The sequence below is a fragment of the Flagellimonas okinawensis genome (assembly GCF_029194005.1).
GTDB lineage: Bacteria > Bacteroidota > Bacteroidia > Flavobacteriales > Flavobacteriaceae > Flagellimonas > Flagellimonas okinawensis.
On record NZ_JARFVA010000005.1, the window covers coordinates 92,269 to 113,647 of the forward strand.

Below are 21,379 nucleotides of genomic sequence, written 5' to 3' on the forward strand. Positions count from 1 at the left end.
CATATCATTGGCTTGGTCAATTAAAATGGATAATAAACATTTTGCTATTATAATATAATTACGAATATTATGCTGTTTTAGACGTAGCCGTTCTAAATTTACTTTCATTTTTAAAGTTCTAAGATCTATAAATAGGAAAGTAACCTTCTTCAATTTTTTCTAGGTTTTCACTGTTTTTTGAGATACTCTCTACAATTTCTCTGTATACTTCTGGCAGCAAAACTTTTCTTCCGGTATAATATATAATGTCGTTTTCTTTTGGAAAGAAGTTTTTCTTGTACTTATACAAAGGGTCGCCATTTTGTCTTCCGCCTCCCAAGACATAAAATTTCTTACCATTCTTTCTTCCCCAATCCATTACTTCTATTTTCAAAAAGTCGTTGGGTCTGGTATGAAAATATTCCGAATTAGTTCCACCCAAATAGGAGAATATAGTATCCTTTGATAATAGAATAAACTCTGTAGAAATTGGAATATTGTTTTTGAACACCATTGCGATAGTTGCGTTTTCTGGATTGTTTTCGAGGTATTGCGAAAAGTAACATTTAGGGAAGAAATAATAGTCGGTTGCTTTATTTCTTTTCATGGTACTAATATAAATGTTGTAGAAATCGTCCATGATTTCATCGGGAATATTCCCATAGAACATTTCAAATTTCAATTCCTCTTTTTGTGCTTTTCTGTAATTATTCCTGACTTTGGGTTTAAAGCTTTGCCATTGCTCTTCTTCCGTTAAAATCCTTCCCATCACATTATCAAGCGTTGAAATAGTTGCACCGGTATAACCTAAATGGTTACCATCGAGAGAGAACCTAATAAATTCGGTCACCACACCATTACTCTTGTACCAGTTGTCCACTAATTCCCAGAAATTCTCGATTGTATTAAGACCTAAATCTTTTTTGAACAAAGGACCACTGTAACCATATGGGCTGCTAACATCAGTATATTCGGAAAGGTTTCCATTAATATAAATGGGCCTTAAATAAAAACACATGAGTACTAATGGAACTTCCTCTTCAAAATAGATGAAGTAGTGTATTTCACCATCCATATGTCCGGCCTCTTTAAAGAGTTCTGGTTTGTAAAAGGGGTTGTCAGGATTAATAGTGTTTATGAAGTTTTTGAAGGTATGGACTTCACTTTCTGTATTTATCTTGAATACGCTTAGTTGTTTAGCCTTCATATAACTTATTGGTTGATTGTGTTGGTTTCAATATATTCTTTAGCATCAATGTTTTCTTCTTCATTTTTCTGTTGACGTTGCTTTGTTCGGTATATGTCAAAATTCTCAACATAAGCATTGGGGTCATCCGCAACATCTTTATCAAAAAAAGCTTTTTTGAAGGTTTTAAATAAAATTTTCACATCCAAAGGAAAACTTAGATTCTGGACATAGGTTATATCGTAGGCGAATTTTTCTTCCCATGTTAAAAAATTTCGCCCCGAAACTTGAGCAAGACCCGTAATTCCGGGTCTTACGTGATGCCTAATCTTTTCGGTCTGGTTGTAATAAGGAAGATAGAAAGTTCGTAAGGGTCGTGGCCCTACTAAACTCATATCACCTTTTAAGACATTGATCAATTGTGGAATTTCATCAAGAGATGTTTTGCGTATAAACTTACCTAAAGGTGTAATCCGTTCGTTGTCGGGCAGTAAGTTCCCTTGCTCATCTTTTTTATCGTTCATGGTCTTGAACTTGACAATTCCAAATATCCTTTCGTTTTTACCAGGTCTGTTTTGCTTAAAAAATGGATTCCCCTTAAAATCGATTCCCAAGAGTATTGCCACTATTAGAACGATAGGAGATAAGATTAACAAACCAAATAGAGATGCTATGAAATCAATAGCACGTTTAAAATAATTTTTATACCAATTCATTTTTAAATCTAAAAAAATGTGAAAGTGTTTCAATCAAATAATCCAAATCGGTTTTGTTGTATCTAAAATCAACATGGATATTCATTAAGTATTTAAACTTAGTATCAACCGAGTTACCGGGCCATAGTTCCGAAGGGTATATTTTATTTTCAATCAAGTGTGATTTAAGTCTGTCAAAATCTGTTCTTCGTTCAAATGGGATATTAAGGCCAAATGTTGTATTTCCATCTTGCCAAAGAATGTCCAAGTCTTTAAAAGTACTTATTATTGAGTGTAAATAATTAAGATTTTCAGTTTTGTAGGATTGAAAGTCTTTTGTAAGATAAGCGTTAATATATTCGCTGTGCTCAATTGTTACAGGAATTATCTCATATTGGTTATGGAGATAATTTTCCGCAAAAGAATATAACTCGAGATATTCTTGTTTATTTTCTTCGGTACTACAATTGGACTTTAGCTCCATTGCTTTATCTATAGAATCCCAGGCATTGACTATAAATGTTTGAGTGGTTTTTTCCGAAATATTTGTGAGGGTATCTTCCCAGTTTATTTTTAAACTGCTCCCTTCCGGAATCCAAGCCATTGCTCCCAAAGGAACAGGCAAGGTTTTTCTTAGAGAGGTAATACATATATCGGCAGAACTATTTATACAACTATTGCTCAACCAACCATGAGAATGATCTTCCAATACAATTGCTCTAGTTGGATTATTAGGTAAGTCATAATTAAAAATTCCCCAGAAATTATTTAACAGTACAATATCATTGGGATTTTGAAAAAGACTTGGATCTAGCTGAACAATGTCATTTATTTCGAAAGGGTCAATATCATAAAACCCAACATTATTGTAATTATGTTTTATCCAAGCGGTGACATGCTGACAATAATATTTGGGCAGCCAAATAGTTTCGACATCTTTTGTTTTATTAATAGTTTCAATAATAAACTTTATGGCATGTCTGCCAGTGTAGAATAGCTTGTGGTCTTGAAAAAAAGTAATGCTGCTCGACTCTTTAATCTGTGTTTCTTCGATTTTATGAAAAAATGAGCCGTAGCCAACGATTTCCTTGTTCATTACTTAGTGTTTTACACAAAAAAAACGGATTGCTTTTAACTTTAAAATTTAATAGGATGAAAAGTTGGAAAATCGGTTGTAAGATTGTTTTAAAAGCAGGATAATTAAAATTTATCTTTTTGATTAAACGGGATTTTATGAGTACTGAATTAAAGGTTTTGAATCCCAAAATCTAAGAATCGATCCCTCCAAAGACTTCCCACCACTTAATCCATGTCTTTAATATTTCATTTAAAGCTGGTCAGGAACCAAAGTGAACTACTTAAATCCTTTAGAAAATTTAACTTTTTTTGAATTAAAAGCTGTTTTTACACTTTTTGGAAACCGAATAATTATACAACAGCGCTTTATGTTTTATTTGGATCTTTGTTTTCACCCAAAAAAACTAAATTCACTTATAGGGAGGAGTTAAATAATACAATATATTACCAAATAAAACTTTATATAGTCGGTGAATCAAGTTTAAAGTAAATAATTAAGTAAAAATGATTGATGTTTATATAAGACCACTTGAGGAAAAGGATGCATATACTTCGGTACTTTGGCGGAATAACCCAGAAATCTGGAAGTATACAGGTTCACGTCCAGATCAAAATATAACATTGGAAATGGAATTGACCTGGATAAAAGAAGCGATAAAAAGGCCTAATGAAAAACGATTTGCAATTTGTATTGCCAAGAATGATACCTATGTTGGAAACGTACAGCTGACGCATATCACCAAAACCGAGGCTCAATTCCATATTTTTATAGGTGAATCGGACTATTGGGGAAAGGGCATAGGTACATCGGCAACCGGGCAACTTCTTAAATATGGAATGGATACATTGGCACTTTCATCAATCTACCTATATGTGAATGAAGAGAACAAAGCGGCTATTAAGTCGTATCTCAATAATGGCTTTGAAATTGAAGGTTCTGAGGGGAATCAAATAAAAATGGTTTATAACAAATCTTAAAGAGGAGAATAAATCAAAGCTTATGATAAAAATATTCAATTTAAAACACCATCAATAAGACTAATCAATTTCTTATTGATGATTTTAACGTCAAATTTATTCTCAGCTAATTCACGGCTTTTAATGCCCATTTCACGAATTTGTGAAGTGTTTTCGAGTAAATTTCGCATGGCCACTAATAAAGAATCAAAATCATTCGGTGTAATCAATCTACCGTTTTCTTCATTTACCACAGTCTCCTTACATCCGGGAGAATCCGTTGTGATTACTGGTAAACCAACAGACAACGCTTCCAAAATAGATCTAGGAATTCCTTCTCTGTAAAATGTGGGCAAAACAAAAACATCTGAATTATATAAAAATTCAGCAACATTGTTTTGTCTACCATGATACACTATGATTTGTTTTTCGTGCAATTCGTTCAACCTGTCCATAGAAATGGCTGAAGGTGATACATCGGGAGCACCAATAACATGGAATTCTGCGTGAGGGTAGGATTCTTTAAGAACTTGTGCTGCTTCCACAAATAGATGGATACCTTTTTCCCTTATTAACCGAGCAACCATTACAAAAATAATTTTTTCAGAGGTATTGTTGTTTACCCTTGTTGGATAAGAATCCAGGTTGACACCAGATCCCCCTACAAAATCCACTTTTTGATCTTTGGAAATTATATTCCTATCCAAAAAGAGTTTATAATCATCCGTATTTTGAAAAACAATCAATTTGTTCTTTCTAATAGAAAGCTTGTACAATGTTTCGGTAACCTTTTGCAATAATCTTGCCCTTTGAGACATACCACTAAAAGTGAAACCTAAACCTGTAATCAATGAAATGGTAGGTATTTTAGCCATATTGGCGGCCATAGAACCGTATATTACCGGTTTAATGGTATATGGGAAGACCAAGTCAATGTTGTACTCCTGTATTACCTTTTTTAGTTCCAAAATGGAACTCAAGTCCTTGAAAGGGTTCATTCCGGTTCTTTGAAGTTGGTACTCCAAAGGAATAGCTCCGATTTCGTTTAATTTTTTGGTTACTTCTTCTGTCATTTCAGGCGCGGCCGTAAAAACAGTATACCCTGCTTTAATCAGATCTTTTATAAAGTCACCTCTAAAATGAGTAAGGGAAAGGTCGTATGAACAAATAATTAAAATACGTTTGGTCATGCTGCAGAATGTTTTTTGTTTTAAATGTTCATGTAAGTGTTCCAATACCATTTTTGAAAGCAGTAAAAGGCCCAAACTCGGAAAGTATTGTCCTTTTTGCCCGATAAATGATCTTGTACCAATTTTGTGATCTCCTCAATTTTAAAAATTGCTTGAAGTTTTAATCTGTCCTTTTCGATATAACTTTCCAATTCTTTCCGAAGACTTTGTCTTAGCCAATCTCCGACCGGAGATCCAAATCCGCTTTTGCTTTTTTCCAAAAATTTATTTGGAAATTGATCTTTAAATGCTTCTTTAAGAATATACTTTTTATTCCACCCCTTCATTAAATAGCTTTCAGGCAGCGTATTGGTAAACTCCCATAACTCCCTATTTAAGAAAGGTGCGCGACATTCAAGGGAGTTTAACATACTTGTGCGGTCTACCTTTGGCAACATTCCTCCCTCAAGGCTTACTATTTTGTCTATTTGTCTAAAATCGGTTAAACTGGTTGCTTTCTCCAAATCCAGTTTTTGTTTGTACTCAGTAAAAATGTCCGGATTAAAAATATCGGGCAGCATAATTTCGGATAGTAAATCCCCTGTGTTTGCCAAAGAAATAATATCCCAGTAAAATTGCCCGTCGTAATCAATACTGTTGAGTAGTTTCTTTATTTTAAACCTTTTCCCGCGGTTGTCGTCTTTTGTTGCAAGAGCGGAATTTGCTATTTTTCTAATTGAATTATGAATGCCCTTGGGGACCAATTTGGTGTATCGGTTATTCATTTTTCCAATATAGTATTTGTTGTATCCGCCAAAAACCTCGTCACCACCATCACCGGTTAGGGCCACGGTAACAAACTCTCTTGTTTTTTTAGATACCAAATAGGTTGGGAGGGAAGCTGTATCGGAAAAAGGCTCATCAAAATTTATCAGGATTTCATGGATATTGTTTTTGAGGTCATCCTCGTCAATAATAAATTCATGATGATTGCTATTGATTAATTTAGCTACTAATTGTGATTTGTCAGTTTCGTCGAAACTGGTTTTTTTAAAACCAATGGAAAATGTTTCGATTTTTTTACCAGTAGCTTGTGAAAGACAAAGTGATACAATGGATGAGTCGACACCACCCGATAGAAAAGTTCCCAAGGGAACATCCGATACGGAGCGACTGTCCACACTTTTATATACCATTTCCTTCACTTTAGCTTTAGCATCATCAAAAGTTATGTTTTGTTGTTTTGGTTCGGGTTCATCATTAACTCGCTCCATTTTAAATTCATGGGTGGTTAAATCATATTCTATGTAATGATTGGCCTCAAGTTTATATATACCATTATAAATGGTATGAGGTGCAGGCACGTAGGTTAGCCTGAAAAAGAGGTTTAAGCCTTTTGGGGAAATTTCTGGTTTAACACCTAATTGGTTTACGATGGATTTTAACTCTGAAGCCCAAATAAAGCGATTTTCCAATGTAGTGTAGTATAGCGGCTTTTCTCCAAAAAAATCCCTGGCAATAAAAAGTTTGTTTTTATTCCTATCATGTATGCTAAAAGCAAACATCCCATCCAATTTTCCAAAAGATAAAGCCCCTTCCTTTTCATATAGCTTTAATATTACCTCGGTATCACTTGTGGTCTTAAAGGTTACCCCTTCTGCTTCCAGCTCAGTTTTTAGTTCACGGTAATTATATATTTCACCATTAAATACGATCACTATTTGACCATCTTCCGAAAAAATCGGCTGTTTACCCGAAGTCAAGTCAATTATGGACAAACGTCTCATGGCCATTCCAACAGAACAAGATGTATCGGAAAATGTATAGGTTCCATCCTCATCTGGTCCCCTATGGATAATAAGATTGTTCATTTGGCTCAAAACGGTCCCAATTTGCTCTTGATTGGATGCCATTTTTGTAATAATTCCATTTATTCCGCACATATGGTGAGTAGGTGTTTTTAATTTGGCTGTAGATTTTCAATATAACCGCGAACTGAATTTTTAGCGTCAAAAAACAATGCTCGCTCAAAAGATTTCTCTTTATAATTATTTAAAAGCTTACTGTCCTCGATTATTTTTTCCATGGCTTCTGCCATTAGATTTTCATTTTTGATAGGCACTAAAATACCGAAATCGGCAAATTCGATTGTATCTTTTAATTGCTGGTCGATTGAAGTGCCAGGGGCTAAAATCTCCCTTGGACCCGAAATGCAATCCGTAGAAACTACCGCACATTCGCATGCCAGCGCTTCAATTATTACATTGGGGAGCCCTTCGTTATTGGAACTTAACACAAAAACATCTGATGTTCCCAAATATTTGAAAGGGTTGTCTGTAAATCCCACGAAGGTGACTTTATCGTGAATATTTAGTTCTTTGCTTAATTTGATCAAATGTTCTTTAAGCTCACCATCCCCGACTATCCTTAGGTGTATATTTTCTGATTTTAATTTCGCAAACGAACGTAAAAGCAGTTCTTGATTTTTTACGTGATAGAGGGTTCCTACCGTTACAAAGTTGAAACTGTTATTTGATTCTTCTTCAATCTTGACTTTTGAAAGGGAATTGATTTTCTCTATTGGATATGGATTAAATACCGTAACAACCTTATCTTTTTTCACCCCATAGTTTTCAATCAAATCCAATCTTATCTTATTGGAAACTGTAATTATCTTATCGGCTTTATTATAGAGCAGACTGATGATGATCTTTTTTAAGGTAGCATAGACTTTCTCATTTGCCCTCCACAAGGACTGATACGTGTGTTCACTAAGTACTACTTTTGTTTTTGACCCAAAAATTTTGGTCAAAGCCGAAATATAATTAGGCTGAGTAAGCAATGATAGAGAGACTTCTATGCTGTTTTTCTTACAAAATGAATGGTACCTAAATACATTAAGGAATTTATCGAACAAATTACTTTTATTCTTTTTGCCAAGAACTTCTATTTTCACGGAATTAGGCACCTCATAGACTATGCTATTCTCAATCAACACCAAGAAAATTTCAAATTCACTGGAAAGTTCGTTCATCAAGACAGAGGCAATTTTTTGAGCTCCACCATGATTTAGATTATTTATGAAAATTGAAAGCTTTTTTTTGGAATTCATTTAATGGGGTCGATTTCTATGCTAAAAATATCTTTATATGGATTCAAGTAATTCGTTATACTTGGCTAAAATGACATTTGGGCTGTATTTTTTGTAAACAGAATCGCTTACAACACTAGGTTCCCACTGATTTAACGAAGATAATATCCTAGTTATTTTATTAGAGAAATCTTCGACGTCTTCCGCAATATAACCGTTGACCCCATCAACTACGATCTCATCTATTCCTCCCAAAGCTTTAAAAGCCACAACAGGAGTGCCTACGGCACAACTTTCTAAAAGTGCATTAGGAAACCCTTCCACATAGGAACCTTGAATAAACACATCATTTTCGCATAGGTATTCCGAGACCTTGTTTGTATGTGGAACATGTGTTATATGTTCTGATAAATCTAGATTCTCTATTATTTCAAATATGTTACCCTTCTCAGGACCATCTCCGATTATGGTATAATGGAAAGGTATTTTTAGCTTGCTCAAAGCTTCTAGAATTCGTGGATGACCCTTCTGTTTTGCCAGCCTTCCCACTGTAATCAACTTGAATACATAATCGTGTGGTTTGGTGCTTATTTCTTTTAGCTTGAAATCAGCGGTAATTGGATTGTTGATTACAGATATCTTCTCAGGACTTATGTTATAATTGGTTATGAGGTCATTTGCCATATCATTGGATTGGCAGACTATTTTATCCAGTAGTGGATAACTTAGTTTTATATAGTTGGGAACAGGAAATAATCTTTTTTTTGAAGTTGTTGAGTAATTTTTCAAGACACTGAGCACATTGACTTCACGCCCAATAAATTTTGTTTTTCTAAAAAATGGAGAAATCAATGCCATTATAGTATTTAGATGACCTATGGCACTCAATACGATATCTGGATTATTTTTTCTTAGATATCCGAATAACTTGGGAATGGAGGTCAATACCCTTGGTTCGTTAAGGAAGTGTACTTTTATGCCTTTAATCTCGTAACGATTATCTTTTTCGAATCCAATAACCAACAGTTCGGATATAAACTTTGAGGAATCTACCTCTTGTGCCACATAGGAAACTACTCTTTCAGCACCACCAGCTCCCAATGAGGGAAGAACAAAACATACTTTCTTTTTGGGGTTTTCGATCATTGGGATATTATTGGTTTAAGGTTTAAGGTCTGCTTTAAAAGATTCATCGACAATTTCCAGCACTCTGTTTTTATAATCCTTGGAAAAATCAAGTTCTTGGTTACTGACATAAGATTCTAGGACTTTTTTCTCATAAGAATCAAAATCCATTATAATTTTTGCAGGATTGCCACCAACAATATATCCGGAAGGTATAGATTTGGTTACAACACTTCCAGCTGCTATGATTACATTGTCGCCAATATGTATTCCAGGAAGTATTATAGAATTCATACCTATAAAAACATTGTTTCCAATTTCTATCCTTCTAAAGAGTTGACGTCTTCCCTTTTCATCACTAATTAACCAGGTCGATCCATCATGATTGATGAACCTTACGCCGTGGGTCACGGTTACTTTTTTTCCAATCTTAATCAACCATGGTTCAGAACCAAAATCCCGGATATAAATTCTACAATTTTCACCAATTTCTACTCCTAGGTGCCTTGCATATTCTATATTACTTTTGGTATACCAGTGGTAATATGCTTTTAGTTTTTGTAACAATTTTTTCATTGCAGAAGAGGTTTGTTTTTTTCTATTTGAAATTGAATCCACATGGATATGAATAAAATAAAAGCATGTGTAAAATAAACATGTGAAGCCATTAAAAAGAAGAAAAGTCCTATGGATTGCATTAAAAGATTTGGTGCGTGACTAAAAAGCCGAAAACTTGAAATCAGCATTTTTATGTAAAAAACAACGATGATAATAAACGGTAGAAACCCAGCTTCTCCCCAAACCAATAAAAAGGTATTGTGTATCCCTACTTTTTCACTCAAATAGGATTTTTTGGTAAATGTGGTGAAGCCACTTCCAAAAAATGGGTTGTCTCCGATATCATTAAAATATTTACTCCATGTGTCTGTACGTGAATCCTCATTGATTTCACTTACACTTACTTCTTCATTACTACTGGTAAGTGCTTTTAATTGTTCAATTCTTGGGTTTTTGACAGGCAGTAATTCACTAAAAATCAATAATAACGATAAAAGTCCGAAGCCATATACAAAAATGCGAATGTTCTTAATATTGATTTTTAATGAAATCAGATTAAGAATAACCCAAAGGGCAATAAAGGTTCGGGATAGTGTTAGCAATCCCATTAGCGTAAATATAATTTGAGCTACGAGCCGTGCCTTTTTGTTTTCCAATGAATATGCGAGTGCATAACCCGATATACAAATGAATCCAGCTGCATTCGGGTTTATATAGAAGCCACTGAACCTACCATATTCCGCCGAACCGCCACCAATAACTGCAGCATGCAGGAAGATGGTGAATGCACCCATTAAAAGAACCAGAATAAATTCTTTGTTAGATGTTCTTTTAACTACCTCATAACCTCCTAGGATTATGATAAAGTATTTGATTGTTACATTTAAAAAATAACTTGTAGTTCCAGAGTATTGTACTCCTGCAATGGCAAAATAAAGAACGCCCAAAACAATCATCCAAGCATTTACCGATCCTTTTTTTACGAAAAAAAAATAGATCAACAGTAGCATAAAAGATAATGTACTCAATACTGGGCCAATCGCTCCGCCTACATATATCAAACCCGCACTTGATATATTCATTACAAACAAATAGAGAACAATATATCTCAATAGGGTCATCATTGGGCAAGAGTCCTTTTGTATTGTTTATAAGTGAAAAATAGGTAAATAAAACTACTTATGGTAATTACTAATGATGTACTAATGGCCAAACCGTAAACACCATATAACTTCATAAATATGATATTAAAAGCAATATTGGCAATTAGATTATATAAAGAGACCCAGGCCATGAATCGGTTTTTATTTATGCTGGTAAGAAATTTACCCAACAAGTTACCACAAAGATAGAACGGTACATAAACCAATATTATTTGCTGAATTAAAGATACGGTATAAGTATCATCACTAGTAAATTCATTTCGTTCAAAAAGAAAGCGGATAATATCGGAGGAAAAAATAAATATCACTGCTGTGACAACTAGCCCCAAACCAAATATCACTTTTAAAATTTTGAATAGGTCCTTAAACGCTTGTAATCTATTCTCCGTAATTTTTTTTGAGAAATATGGCAGCAATACGGTGCCTGTCGCGATCATTGATAATGTTAGAATAAAAGAAGGAATTTTGATGCCATAATTAATAGCGGAAATTGATCCAACGGCTAATTGGGCAGCAAAGAATTGATCAACAAATTGATTCATACCCGTCAAAAAACCAGAGGTGATCTTAGGGGGTAATTGATTGATCATCATACGGGTGTTTTCATTTACCAGTGGATTACTCAAAATAATCAACTTACTTTTCAATGTAACTGCAAGTAAAAATATGAAACCAACCACACTACCCGTAAGAGTCCCAAGTGCTAGGACCATTTCCCCAAAAGATTCTTTGAAATATACGAGAAAAATAATCGTGCAGACAGCAATAAAAACTGGGTAGATTGCCGAAGCCAAGAATTTGTTATCTATATCCAATAAAGCACTTAAAAGTGATGAGCCACCCCAAAAGAGTAGGCAAGGAGTCATTATAAATAATTGTGTCCTTGTCAAAGAATAGAAAGAATCGGTATGGTTTGGAAATGCATATTCAAGAAAATAGAGCCCAAATAAAAAAGTCAGGATAATAAAAATCAATACAATCCCGAATATCAACAGAAAACCCAAGGTTTGAAATCCTCCAATATCCGGGTTTTCACTGTTTTTGGTTTCTGCAACATAGTTAGGAATAAAAATGTTCTTAACAGATCCTATAAAAACTGCTTGGATGAAAGAAGGGATTAAGATTGCCAAATAAAACGAATCCAACAATTCGGATAAGCCAAAACTGGAAGCCACTAAAGTTTCCTTGTAGAATCCTGCAACTTTTACAAATAGAGTTACCGAGCCAACAATGATAATATTTCTGACAATGGCGATTTTAAACCGACCTGTAAGCTTTGAAATTATTGACTTAATGCTCATATTGGAAAGGTGATTATTTTTTATTGTTCAAGGTGTATTCAATCACGTTCTCCCATTTTTCCAATACAGTTGATATATTAAAATCCTTTGTCGCATTCAAGGATTTAGAAGAGAAGTTTGTTCGGATTTCAGCATCGGATATGAGTAATTGGAGTCTCTTGGCAAGCTCTTCCTTATTGTCCATCGGTACCAAATAACCATTTTCCCCATTTGTTATTAATTCAGATGGACCGGTTGGGCAATCTGTTGAAACACAGGGTAACCCAAAATGCATAGCTTCTATTAAAGCATTAGGAAAACCCTCATAGTTAGAGGTGAAGGCAAAGACTTTTGCCTTATTGTAGTAGTCATGAATATTATTTTTTCTTCCAAGCAAAAAAACATTATCACGTAGTCCAAGTTCAGAGATTAAATTCTCTAAAATTGATCTATTTTGGCCTTCTCCTATGATATAAAGTTTCCAATCCCCATACTCAATATCGTTAAAAGCCTTTATTAATAAGGTTTGATTCTTTTGGTCATGTAACTTTCCAACATTTAAAATAATATTTTCTTTATCGGCATCGAAATTCCTTTGATCGGACAGAAGAGGTGAAATAGGATTCGGAAGAACAGCAATTTTATCATTATCGACCAGTCCACTATAAAATTCTTTAATCAATTTAGTCTGAACAACTAGACTGTTGGCTAAGGGATATGTATACTTTCTGCAAAGTTTCCAAAAACCAGGTGTGGCATCAATGTACGGGTTGTTTCGTTCACTGACTATACATGGAATTTTTAAAAATTTTGCAGAAAGTATGGTCAACACGTTTGCCATCGTTATAAAACCAATGACAAGGTCGATATTGTTGGCCCTCAATAATTTGATTAGGTTTCTTAAAAGGCTGAAATTTAATAATAATGAATTGAATAGGTTTTTTGAAGGTTTTATATCTTCCATACAAGACACCACATTTATGGCATCATGTAGTTTATAAAAAGGTTCACTTTTTTTGAAGGTTATGATGGTAACATCATATTTTTCTACAAAAGAGTTGGATAATGTTGTTACAACTCTTTCTGCACCTCCCGAAGTAAGTGAGCCAAGAACAAATGCTATTTTAGTTTTGTTTTGCATAATATGTTCCTGAGGCCCTAATTTATACTGGAAGCTTTTAGATTAGCTTTATCTATTAAAACCTGGAAGACCTTTAATTATGAATTTAAATTATATAGGAAAAATCGAATAATTAAGGATCACACCAGAATTATTAAAATTCAATATCCCAAAAAGAAAATATTATCTGTTCTAAGGACGTTTCTTACCTATTTGGTGATATTCTATGCCCAATTCATTTAAAAGTGTTTCATTGTACTGGTTTCTTCCATCAAAAATTGTGGGCTCCTTCAACTGTTTTTTAATTTCATGAAAGTCCGGGGCCCTAAACTCTTTCCATTCTGTTAAGAGTATCATTGCATTTGACTTTGCCAGGGTTTCATATTTTGAATTAAAATAAGTGATACCGTCCACATCCTTTAAATAGAAATGTTTGGCCTCATCCATTGCTTTCGGGTCGTATGCATTTATTTTTGCACCTCTTTTCACCAACTCTTTTATGATATAGATTGCAGGTGCTTCTCTCATATCGTCTGTTCCTGGTTTAAATGACAATCCCCAGATAGCAAATGTGTGATTTGATAAATCCTCACCATATTTGGAAATCACTTTTTTGGCAATCACCAATTTTTGAATGTCATTGACATCTTCAACAGCTGTTATGAGTTTGGGAGTGTAACCATTCTGTTCGGCAGTTTTCTTAAGAGCTTTTACATCTTTCGGAAAACAGGAACCACCATATCCACTACCAGGATAAATAAAACTATAACCGATTCGGCTGTCCGACCCAATACCAATTCTTACTTTGTTTACATCAGCACCGACCAGTTCGCAAATATTTGCAATCTCATTCATAAAAGAGATTTTAGTAGCGAGCATGGCATTGGCAACGTATTTTGTCATTTCTGCAGATTTCACATCCATTGTTATTAATCGATCCATACTGCTTCTAAAAAATGGCGAATATAATCTCCTCATGGTATCGGCCGCAGAATCATCATCAGCTCCAACCACAACTCTATCCGGCTTCATGAAATCATTTATTGCATCCCCTTCTTTTAGGAACTCCGGGTTTGATACAACATGGTATTCAATTTCCAATCCACGTTTTTCAAGTTCGCTTGCAATGGTTTCCTTTACCTTGTCCGCGGTACCCACCGGCACAGTTGATTTGTCTACCACAATTAAGGGAGTAGTCATGTTTTCTCCAATCTCTTTCGCAACTTGGAGGACATATTTGAGGTCAGCGGATCCATCTTCACCCATAGGCGTTCCTACTGCGATAAACGCGACATCGCAATTTTCCAGGTTATCTTTAAGAACATCACTGAACAATAGTGTTTTGTTCTCAATGTTTCTTTTGACCATGGGCTCCAACCCTGGCTCATATATAGGAATAATACCTTTCTTTAGGTTTTCTATTTTATTTTTATCTACATCAATACATGTTACCGTATTTCCCATTTCCGCAAAGCAGGTTCCACTAACAAGGCCTACATAGCCAGTACCGATTACTGTCAAATTCATGGTCAGAAGTTTATTTTAAAGATTTTAATTTAAATAAGGTTATAATTGAAACGTATATACGTGTAAATTATGATGTGGATGTAGGAATATTGTAAAATTCCTTATACCAGCTAACAAATTTGTCAACGCCCTCTGCTATTGGCGTATTTGGTTTGTAGTCATAATCTTTTATTAAGTCTGTGACATTGGCCCAGGTTTTTTCAACATCTCCCGGTTGCATAGGTAAATTGTTTCTTATAGCTTCAATACCTAAGCTTTTTTCTATTTCTTCAATAAAGTCCAACAGTTTTACAGAACTATTGTTGCCAATATTATATATTTTATAGAGTTCATTATTAGCAACTCTTTCTGAGGTATCCTTTTCTATTATTCGCACTACTCCTTCAGTAATATCATCTATATATGTAAAGTCCCTCTCCAGTTTACCATGGTTAAAAACTTTTATCGGGTCACCATTTAAAATGGCCTTGGTAAACAAGAACATTGCCATATCAGGCCTTCCCCATGGGCCATATACAGTGAAGAAACGCAATCCAGTTGTAGGGAAACCGTATAAATGACTATATGTGTGAGCCATAAGTTCATTGCTCTTTTTTGTGGCAGCATACAAACTTACCGGGTTATCTACATTGTCAGTGGTGTTAAAGGGCATTTTTTTGTTCAACCCATAAACACTTGAACTACTAGCGTACACAAGATGCTTTATTTTATTATGCCTACAACACTCCAGAATATTTAGAAAACCAACGATGTTACTATCAATATATGCATCAGGATTCTCTAAACTATATCTAACCCCTGCTTGCGCTGCAAGATTACATACAACATCAAATTTCTCTTTGAGGAATAATTTTGGGAGGTTGTCTCGGTCATCCAAATCTAATCGTATAAAGGAGAACCTTCCATCAAATTTATCGCTTAAACAGATTTGATTGAATTTTTCCGCATTTGTCCGATCTATACCTAGCTCTCCCAAACGCGCATACTTTAGATTGATATCGTAATAGTCATTGATGTTGTCCAAACCAACAACGGTATGACCTTTTTCCAAAAGACTTTTTGAAGTAAAGAAGCCAATGAAACCCGCAGCTCCTGTAACCAATATTTTCATAGTAAATCAATTGCTTGCAAATATGGAAATTTCAATTCAGTTTTTATTTCAGAAGGTTTATAATTTGTCCAATTACCATATAATTCGTTGAAAAGTGAGTTTCATTATTTTAAACGTAGTACTTACTTAAAAAGTTATGAGATAGTAGTTTTTCTAGTGAGATCTTTCAAGAATTCCATTAAAATGTTAACATAATATTAAAGAACATGGTAATTGGTCGATCTTATACCCAAAATGTGTTAAATAAACTCGACGAAAGCATCTATTTCCTCGATGTAATACGTAATGTAATTGTTTTTATAGTAAACTGAACGTCAGATTATTCACTAGTTGAAATACCAAATTTTTGAAAAAGTGTGCAGTTTGTCGAATAAATCAGTTTTTTATCCATTTTTTTTTAGACAAGAGTTAATTTTAAAACCCGAAATCAGTTATTGCCATGAAATACCCCAACTTGCATCTAATAGTTTACGTTTTTACGTTAGTCTTTTTATCATCCTGTCAAAAGGATCAAGATTTATTTACTCAAGCCATTGAGGACAATATTCAGGAAGAAATCATTAGTGAGGAAAATTCTGAAGAAGAAAATGTGTCAGATGAACAGGACTCAAATGGAGATGTTGTTACCGATCCAGGCTTTGCAACTGAATTGAAAGCTTTTCCGACTGCTTATGGAGCAGGGGCATACGCTGAAGGATTTAGAGGTGGTCAAGTAATACATGTTACTTCTCTGGAAGATAATTATAATAATGTTCAAGAAGGTACCTGGAGATGGGCAATTACAAGGGATTACCCTAGAATTATAGTCTTCGATGTTTCCGGTGAAATTAAATTAAGTGGGAGAATCGTTCTAAATAGCAGAAATTCCAATGTTTACATAGCAGGTCAAACGTCGCCAAATGGAATAATGATTAGCGGTTATAGTCATTATTGGAGTGGGGCAAACGAAGTGGTATTGCGACACATGAAATTCTATGGTGACCCTTCAAGAAGGATAGCTCCTAACGACCCTTCAAGTGCAAGAAGACAACTTTTACAGTTTGTTAGTCCTTCCAATGTAATTGTGGACCATTGTGATTTTGTATTCAATGATAATGAGGCGATTAATTTTTATAGTTCTGAGAGAACCGTTGCTGGAGGCGCTACATTGCAAAACTGTATTATTGGAGAAGGTGATACAGGTGTTCTGATGGCTGGTGATGAATGTAATACTACCTTGTTTGGAGAATATTCGGCCATTAGAAACTTATTTGTTCATATCAGTCACAGGGTGCCAAATTTTAGTGCAAACGTGAAAGGAGAAAGTATAAATAACATTATTTATAATTCCAGAGCTAGACTTTCAAGGGTAAGCTGTACGGCTCAAGCAAATTTTTATGGAAACTACTATAAAGCAGGCCCGGCAACTTATTTTAGTTTAGCTAACAGAATTAATTTGGTGAGAGACGATGATGGCGCTAGTGTTTACATCGATAATACTTATTGGTCATTCATGACAGGTAAGGTAGAAAGTTCTTCTGATACTGCTACAGATATTTTTAATGCGGCAGAAAGTGGAACTAATGTTGCAAAGACTTCTCAACCACCGGTTTCTAGCTGGAGTTTGTCTAGCCCAGTGGAGATATCTGGTCTTAGACCTGAAATTATGCAAAACAATGTTGCATTTGATTATGTTCTTACCAATTCTGGGGCAAGACAATACTTGAATGCTAATGGAGCTGCCCCAGTTCTTTATGACTCCAAACAACAACAATATTTTGACGATGTCATTTATGGTGGAAATACCAATGGGTCCGGAAGTGATTATGGGTTTGATATGGGGGTTTACGACCCACCGGTGATTAATCAAGTTTCTAGATCAAGTTCTTATGACACGGATTTGGACGGTATGCCAGATGAGTGGGAAATCGCTAATGGATTTAACCCTGACGTTGATGATAGCGCTGGTGATATGGATGGTGACGGTTACACAAACATTGAAGAATTCTTGAATCTTGTTGATTTTTAAGATCTGAATAAATCATTAGCTTTCGATAAGAAATTAAAAGAGGCCCTTGAAGAGGGCCTCTTTTTTTTGTCTGATTCTAAATGCATTGTTTTTATTCTAATTAGGATGAATTCTCCTCTTTTTGCATTTAATCGATTATTTATTGTATTTGGCGAATAGTAACTTAAAAAGATTCAATGGCATAATTTTCCTATTACTTTTACTCTTGAGAATTAAAACGCTCATCCTACTTATATCAACCCAAAACTGAAAATGGAAACCACAGTATTAAAGAAAATTTGGTTATCACCTCCACATATGGGAGGAAATGAGGAGACCTATGTAAAGGAAGCCTTTGATACCAACTGGATAGCCCCATTAGGTCCCAATGTTCAGCATTTTGAAAAATCCATTGAAAATTTTATCGGCAACAATGTATATGCAGCTTGCTTAAGTTCAGGAACTGGAGCAATTCACCTAGGACTCGAACTTTTAGGTGTGGGTCCTGAAGATGAGGTTATTTGTCAGAGTTTTACATTCGCTGCATCTGCCAACCCAATAACTTATTTGGGAGCTACACCAATATTTGTGGATAGCGAAAACGAAACTTGGAACATTTCCCCAGAGCTTTTGGAAGAAGCCATTAATGATAGATTGTCCAAAGGGATTAGGCCAAAGGCAATTGTAGCGGTGCATTTATACGGAATGCCATACAAGGTAGATGAAGTTCATGCTGTTGCCAAGAAATATGGGATTCCAATAGTTGAAGATAGTGCAGAAGCCTTAGGTAGTTCATACAGGGGCTTTAACTGTGGTAGTTTTGGAGATTACGGCATATTATCATTTAACGGTAATAAAATCATAACCACTTCTGGTGGCGGAGCATTGTTGTGCAATGACCAAGAGAGTAAGGAAAAAGCAGTCTTCTTGGCTACTCAAGCAAGAGATAACGCTCCTCACTATCAACACTCGAAAATCGGTTATAATTATAGAATGAGCAATATTTTGGCCGGGATTGGACGCGGACAAATGGAGGTGCTCAATGATAGGGTGGAGGCACGAAGAAGAAATTATAGTTTTTACAATGAACATCTGTCGGACCTACAAGAAATTGAGTTTTTACAAGAACCCGATGGAAGTTATTCAAACAGGTGGTTAACCTGTATATTGACCCCTTCTTTTGAGATTAGAGAAAAACTTAGATTGGCTCTAGAGGCTGAGAACATAGAGTCTCGACCTTTATGGAAACCCATGCACTTGCAACCAGTATTTGAAAAAAATGTATCGTTTGTAAATGGTGTAAGTGAAGACCTATTTAATAGAGGTCTGTGTTTGCCAAGTGGATCAAGCCTAGAAGTTGAAGACTTGGAAAGAATTTGTGGAATCATTAAAAACGAGTTGAAATGATCAAGGAATTCTTTTTTAGGACAGGAAAGCGTTATGCATCTAAATGGACCGTACTTGCAATAGATCTTTGTATTGTTTCCTTTTCATTTATTCTTGCATATTTTATTAGGTTCAACTTAAGTTTTGATTTCGATGTCCAACGCTTGTGGACGCAACTCCCAGTAGTTGTACTGTTGTTCCTGGTCTCGTTTTTGATTTCAGGTAGTTATAAGGGTGTGGTAAGACATACGGGAATTAAGGATGTTTACGCTATTTTTAATGCTGTATGCCTTGCTAGTATCGGAGCAATCGCCGTTGTTTTGGCCAATAGGTACATGGATATTGTGGATGGTTTTACAATTCCTTTGTCCATTATCATAATAAACAGCTTGCTCACTTTTATTACGTTAGCAGCATCAAGGTATGTATTTAAAATTGCCTTCGAGAGCATTATGAAAAGTGGTCACGCCCCCACAAAGAACCTTATAATTTATGGTGCGGGCGAATCAGGAATAATTACATATAATACGTTGACCAATCACTCTAAAATGGGTGTTAAGGTTGTTGGGTTTGTCGATAATAATTTGCAGAAAGTCGGCAAACAAATTAATGGTGTCAAGGTATACGACAAATCCATTCTAACTGAAGATTTTGTCAAGTTCAATAATATCTGCGAGGTTATTTTTTCCATACAGACCATTAATCCAAAACAGCTAAGGAACTTGGTGAACGAAATTGTTGATTTGCCAGTTAAGGTGAAGATAGTGCCGCCTGTGGAGGACTGGATCAACGGGGAATTGAAAGTGTCCCAGATTAAAAGGGTCCAAATTGAAGATTTATTGGATAGACCGCCGATTGAGATAAAGAACAGTAAGGTAATGAAGGACTTTGATGACAAGGTCATTATGGTTACTGGTGGTGCGGGATCTATAGGTAGTGAGCTGGTAAGGCAGATTTGTAAATACAATTATAGATCTTTAATTGTAATTGATCAAGCTGAATCGGCGTTATACGATCTTCAGCAAGAATTAAAACAAGCAGGCTTTTTCAATTTTGTTCCAATTGTCAGTGATATTAGAGATAAGAACAAAATGCGTGTGTTGTTTGAGCAATATCAACCAGATAGGATTTTCCATGCTGCCGCTTATAAGCATGTTCCACTAATGGAGCAGAACCCATATGAAGCTGTAAAAATCAATGTTGCAGGAACTAAGACCATTGTAGATTTAGCTTTCGAATATGAAGTAGAGAAATTTGTTTTCGTTTCTACCGATAAAGCGGTAAACCCAACCAATATAATGGGGGCTACTAAGCGTATTGCTGAAATGTATATAAGTTGTAGGCAACAAGAGGGTAAAACCAAGTTCATTACCACAAGGTTTGGAAACGTTTTGGGGTCAAATGGCTCAGTGATACCTTTGTTTAGAAAGCAAATAGAAAAAGGTGGTCCATTAACGGTTACCCACAAGGATATCACTAGGTATTTTATGACCATTCCTGAAGCTTCGCAGCTTGTTTTGGAAGCTGGCGCCATGGGCAAAGGTGGGGAGATATTTATTTTCGATATGGGCGAGTCCGTAAAAATTATGGATCTGGCCAAGAATATGATCCGTCTTTCAGGTCTGAGCTACCCGGATGATATCGATATTAAAGTAACCGGACTTAGACCAGGTGAGAAGTTGTATGAAGAGCTTTTGGCAAATGGAGAAAACACATTACCCACTTATCATGATAAGATTATGATAAGCAAGGTAAGGGAGATAAATTACACCAAAGTTCGAACCATGATAGATGAACTGTGCATCTCCAACCTTTTCTTTAAGGATAACGTGGTACAATTGATGAAAAACATTGTTCCCGAATATATTTCCAACAATTCGGATTTTTGTAAATTGGACAAAAAGAATCCATCAACGGAGATAAAAGAATCATCTAAAGTAGGATTTCCTCAACTCAACAACTAAAATG

At 35.2% G+C, this 21,379-nt stretch carries 17 protein-coding genes; 4 read left to right on the forward strand and 13 right to left on the reverse strand.

Features of this window, described 5'->3' with window-relative positions:
* Positions 1 to 118 precede the first annotated feature (118 nt).
* Genes PY091_RS13965 through PY091_RS13975 form a run of 3 tightly spaced genes read right to left on the reverse strand, consistent with a single transcriptional unit; the run spans position 119 to position 2,956 of the window.
* Positions 119 to 1,186: a GNAT family N-acetyltransferase gene (locus tag PY091_RS13965; protein WP_275650274.1), complete on the reverse strand. Its 1,068-nt coding sequence runs from the start codon at positions 1,184 to 1,186 to the stop codon at positions 119 to 121.
* 5 nt (positions 1,187 to 1,191) lie between these two features.
* A complete protein-coding gene (locus PY091_RS13970; RefSeq protein WP_275650275.1) occupies positions 1,192 to 1,881 on the reverse strand; it encodes a sugar transferase in 690 nt (229 codons plus the stop codon).
* Positions 1,868 to 2,956 (reverse strand): hypothetical protein, encoded by a 1,089-nt coding sequence (locus PY091_RS13975; protein ID WP_275650276.1) that lies wholly within the window; start codon positions 2,954 to 2,956, stop codon positions 1,868 to 1,870. Before PY091_RS13975 ends, PY091_RS13970 begins: the two co-directional genes overlap by 14 nt.
* A 485-nt stretch (positions 2,957 to 3,441) precedes the next feature.
* Between PY091_RS13975 and PY091_RS13980 the strand changes: the two genes are divergently transcribed.
* Positions 3,442 to 3,915, forward strand: coding sequence for a GNAT family N-acetyltransferase (locus PY091_RS13980; RefSeq protein WP_275650277.1), 474 nt, complete (start codon positions 3,442 to 3,444; stop codon positions 3,913 to 3,915).
* A 35-nt stretch (positions 3,916 to 3,950) separates the two neighbouring features.
* Here the strand turns inward: PY091_RS13980 and PY091_RS13985 are convergent, their stop codons facing one another.
* The 10 genes from PY091_RS13985 to PY091_RS14030 form a co-directional block, all read right to left on the reverse strand.
* The gene (locus PY091_RS13985; protein ID WP_275650278.1) at positions 3,951 to 5,084 is read right to left on the reverse strand and encodes a glycosyltransferase family 4 protein; all 1,134 of its coding nucleotides are present in this window, start codon (positions 5,082 to 5,084) and stop codon (positions 3,951 to 3,953) included.
* A gap of 20 nt (positions 5,085 to 5,104) precedes the next feature.
* Positions 5,105 to 7,006: an asparagine synthase (glutamine-hydrolyzing) gene (gene asnB, locus PY091_RS13990; RefSeq protein WP_275650279.1), complete on the reverse strand. Its 1,902-nt coding sequence runs from the start codon at positions 7,004 to 7,006 to the stop codon at positions 5,105 to 5,107.
* 17 nt (positions 7,007 to 7,023) lie between these two features.
* Positions 7,024 to 8,175, reverse strand: coding sequence for a glycosyltransferase (locus tag PY091_RS13995; RefSeq protein ID WP_275650280.1), 1,152 nt, complete (start codon positions 8,173 to 8,175; stop codon positions 7,024 to 7,026).
* Between the two features lie 33 nt (positions 8,176 to 8,208).
* Entirely contained in the window at positions 8,209 to 9,300 is a 1,092-nt protein-coding gene (locus PY091_RS14000) for a glycosyltransferase (RefSeq protein ID WP_275650281.1), read from the reverse strand.
* Between the two features lie 15 nt (positions 9,301 to 9,315).
* Positions 9,316 to 9,855: an acyltransferase gene (locus PY091_RS14005; RefSeq protein ID WP_275650282.1), complete on the reverse strand. Its 540-nt coding sequence runs from the start codon at positions 9,853 to 9,855 to the stop codon at positions 9,316 to 9,318.
* Positions 9,852 to 10,949, reverse strand: coding sequence for an O-antigen ligase family protein (locus PY091_RS14010; RefSeq protein WP_275650283.1), 1,098 nt, complete (start codon positions 10,947 to 10,949; stop codon positions 9,852 to 9,854). The genes PY091_RS14005 and PY091_RS14010 overlap by 4 nt, the downstream gene beginning before the upstream one ends.
* An 8-nt stretch (positions 10,950 to 10,957) precedes the next feature.
* On the reverse strand, positions 10,958 to 12,301 hold the full coding sequence (murJ, locus tag PY091_RS14015) for a murein biosynthesis integral membrane protein MurJ (protein WP_275650284.1): 1,344 nt from the start codon (positions 12,299 to 12,301) through the stop codon (positions 10,958 to 10,960).
* Between the two features lie 13 nt (positions 12,302 to 12,314).
* Entirely contained in the window at positions 12,315 to 13,421 is a 1,107-nt protein-coding gene (locus PY091_RS14020; protein WP_275650285.1) for a glycosyltransferase family 4 protein, read from the reverse strand.
* Between the two features lie 171 nt (positions 13,422 to 13,592).
* Positions 13,593 to 14,927, reverse strand: coding sequence for a UDP-glucose dehydrogenase family protein (locus PY091_RS14025; protein WP_275650286.1), 1,335 nt, complete (start codon positions 14,925 to 14,927; stop codon positions 13,593 to 13,595).
* Between the two features lie 67 nt (positions 14,928 to 14,994).
* A complete protein-coding gene (locus PY091_RS14030) occupies positions 14,995 to 16,038 on the reverse strand; it encodes an NAD-dependent epimerase (RefSeq protein WP_275650287.1) in 1,044 nt (347 codons plus the stop codon).
* Between the two features lie 439 nt (positions 16,039 to 16,477).
* Here PY091_RS14030 and PY091_RS14035 point away from each other — a divergent pair, with 439 nt between their 5' ends.
* The 3 genes from PY091_RS14035 (at position 16,478) to PY091_RS14045 (ending at position 21,375) form a co-directional block, all read left to right on the forward strand.
* Positions 16,478 to 18,046, forward strand: a complete 1,569-nt coding sequence (locus tag PY091_RS14035) for a hypothetical protein (RefSeq protein WP_275650288.1) — start codon at positions 16,478 to 16,480, stop codon at positions 18,044 to 18,046.
* A gap of 252 nt (positions 18,047 to 18,298) precedes the next feature.
* Positions 18,299 to 19,432, forward strand: coding sequence for a DegT/DnrJ/EryC1/StrS family aminotransferase (locus PY091_RS14040; RefSeq protein WP_275650289.1), 1,134 nt, complete (start codon positions 18,299 to 18,301; stop codon positions 19,430 to 19,432).
* On the forward strand, positions 19,429 to 21,375 hold the full coding sequence (locus PY091_RS14045; RefSeq protein ID WP_275650290.1) for a polysaccharide biosynthesis protein: 1,947 nt from the start codon (positions 19,429 to 19,431) through the stop codon (positions 21,373 to 21,375). The genes PY091_RS14040 and PY091_RS14045 overlap by 4 nt, the downstream gene beginning before the upstream one ends.
* Positions 21,376 to 21,379: the final 4 nt, after the last annotated feature.